Raw genomic sequence first — 2,483 nt, 5'->3', positions numbered from 1 at the left:
ATTTTGAAGGCTTATCTACAAGGTGATAAGTCAAAAAATTTTTAATTGCCTATAAACGGGGTGTTAAGCGTTAATGTGATAAAGTCTATTGCAAAATCCGGGATAATATATATATAAAGGAGCTTTTATGCTAAAAAAAGTTTTGATTTTTTTTATGGTTTGTGTAGGTTTGCTTTTTGGAGCAAATAGTAAAACTTTTACGTTAAAAACGATGGAAGGCAAAAAGATCCATATAGAGGTAAATGATGAGGGGATAAAAGTCAAAGAGTATCCAAAAAAAGTGATAATATTGGATTTTTTTGGTAAAAACTGTCCCCCTTGTAAAGCCGAGATACCAATCCTTGGCAAAGTTCAAAAAAAATATAAAGATAAATTGCAAATAATTGGACTCCATGTTCAAGAGCCTCTTGATATAAAAGATTATAATTTTATAAAAAATAGAGGAGTTAATTTTCCCGTTGCTGATTATATGCAAGGCAATCAAGAATTTGTAGAATATATCGCAAAACTTACCGGATGGAGGGGAACGATCCCATATATGCTCTTTTTTGATAGTCAAGGGATCTATAAAGGATATCATCTTGGTATGATGGATGAAGATACGTTAATAAAAATAATAGAAAAAAATAGCAAATAGCTATATTAGTCATTGGCTTTTGCCAACGACTAAACCTTTTTTAAAAAATCTTTAATCTCTTCTTCATTTAGTTCATCTTTATCATATTTTATTACTATAATCTTTTCGGTTTCGTTGATGTAAAAATCTGTAATGCCTTTCATTACTTTTAAGCCAGGGAGTTTTTCTTTGTCATAATTTTCAAAATCTAAAAATAGATTTGCTCTAACTCCGGGATTTCTCATTCCAACTATCCAATATATCCAAAATATACAAACAATCAAAACTACAATAGCCACTCCGCTCTCTTTTGTATATTGATATAACAAACCTCCAATTGCTCCCCCAAGAAATATTCCAATATATGCAAAAGTATTTGCGACTCCTAAAGCCGCGCCTTTTTGATGAACTTTTGCAAACTTGCTTACAAAACTTTGAAGAAGGGGTTCAAACATATTAAAACCTATAAAGAAAAATACCGCACCTATTGCGAAAATTAAGAAATTTTCGAAAAATCCCATAAATATAAAAGATAAGGCTATAAATATAATCGAAGCGATAAATACCTCTTTTCCTTTGTGGTATTTCTCACCTAAAATCGCCGCTGGAGCCATAGAGATAATCCCAAAGATAACTGCCGGAAGATATACTTTCCAATAATCTTGCGGATGCATTCCAAACTTTTGTTTCATCAAAATGGGAATAATAAAAAAGGCTATAGCCATTGTTGATGAGTGAAATAAAAAAGTAATATACATTCTAACAAGATCTTTGTCTTTAAAAACCTCTTTAATTTTTGCTTCCTCTTCGGAGTAGTGATGGACTATTTTTGGGGGCTCTGGAACCGCCGTAAATAAAATGATCAAAGCCGATAGAGCTAAAATGGCTGTTAGCCAAAAAAGAGCCTTAACGCTATAAATTCCTCCTACGATAGGGCCGATTATCATAGCTGCCGCGAAACTCATAGCTATTACCATACCCATTACCGCCATAGCGTGGGCTCTTTCATCTTCTCTAACAAAATCGGCTATCATCGCCGTTACTACACTACCAATAGCTCCAGCACCTTGTAAAAACCTTCCGATTAATAGGATATAAATATTATCGGCAACCGCAGCAACTACCGAACCTGCCGCAAAAAGTAAAAGACCAATTAATATGGTTTTTTTTCTACCTATCTTATCGCTCAAAACTCCAAAAGGAACTTGCAATATTGCTTGTGTAAACGCGTAACCTCCTACAGCAACACCGGCTAAAAATGCTGTGCCCCCTTCTAATTCTAAAGCGTATTGGCTAAGAACCGATAAAACGATAAATAGACCAAAAAATCTAAGGGCGACTATTAGACTTAAAGGTAAAACTTTTTTTGCGATCTCTTTCAATCTATATCCTTTATGTTAGAATTTCATTTAACCATTTCCCTATTTTAACTAAACACCAATAAATAAAAGGCAAAAAAATGAAAGTTATTTTGGCAACTTCAAATAAAGGAAAGATTAAAGAGATAAAAGAGCTTTTAAATATTAAAGATATAGTCGCCTATAAAGAAATTTTAGGGGATTTAGAGATTGAAGAGAGTGGAAAAAGCTTTAAAGAAAACGCTCTTATTAAGGCAAGAGAGATATATAAAAAGATAAAAGAGCAATATCCAAACGCCATAGTTATCTCAGACGATAGCGGTATAAGCGTCCCGGCTTTAAATAATGAGCCAGGAATCTATAGCGCAAGATATGCCAGAATAGGTGCAACCGATAAAGATAATTTAAATAAGTTGATAAATGAATTGAAAAAAAGAAAAATAAAAAAAACTTTAGCATATTATACCGCAGCCGTTGCAATAGTTGGAAAGTTTGGAGAATATGTAGTT

General features: G+C 33.0%; 3 protein-coding genes. 2 read left to right on the top strand and 1 reads right to left on the bottom strand.

Features of this window, described 5'->3' with window-relative positions; all coding sequences use genetic code 11:
* Positions 1–127 precede the first annotated feature (127 nt).
* Entirely contained in the window at positions 128–637 is a 510-nt protein-coding gene (locus AC30RD_RS08340) for a TlpA family protein disulfide reductase (protein ID WP_489494024.1), read from the top strand.
* A gap of 29 nt (positions 638–666) precedes the next feature.
* Here AC30RD_RS08340 and AC30RD_RS08335 read toward each other — a convergent pair whose 3' ends face one another.
* On the bottom strand, positions 667–1,998 hold the full coding sequence (locus AC30RD_RS08335; protein WP_489494023.1) for an MFS transporter: 1,332 nt from the start codon (positions 1,996–1,998) through the stop codon (positions 667–669).
* A 77-nt stretch (positions 1,999–2,075) separates the two neighbouring features.
* On the opposite strand from AC30RD_RS08335, the gene AC30RD_RS08330 reads away from it, so the two are divergent.
* Positions 2,076–2,483, top strand: a 408-nt coding sequence (locus AC30RD_RS08330) for a non-canonical purine NTP pyrophosphatase (RefSeq protein WP_489494022.1), incomplete at its 3' end; no start/stop codon positions are given.

This window comes from Nitrosophilus sp., assembly GCF_982775275.1.
This window is presented reverse-complemented; position numbering and strand designations above follow the sequence as displayed.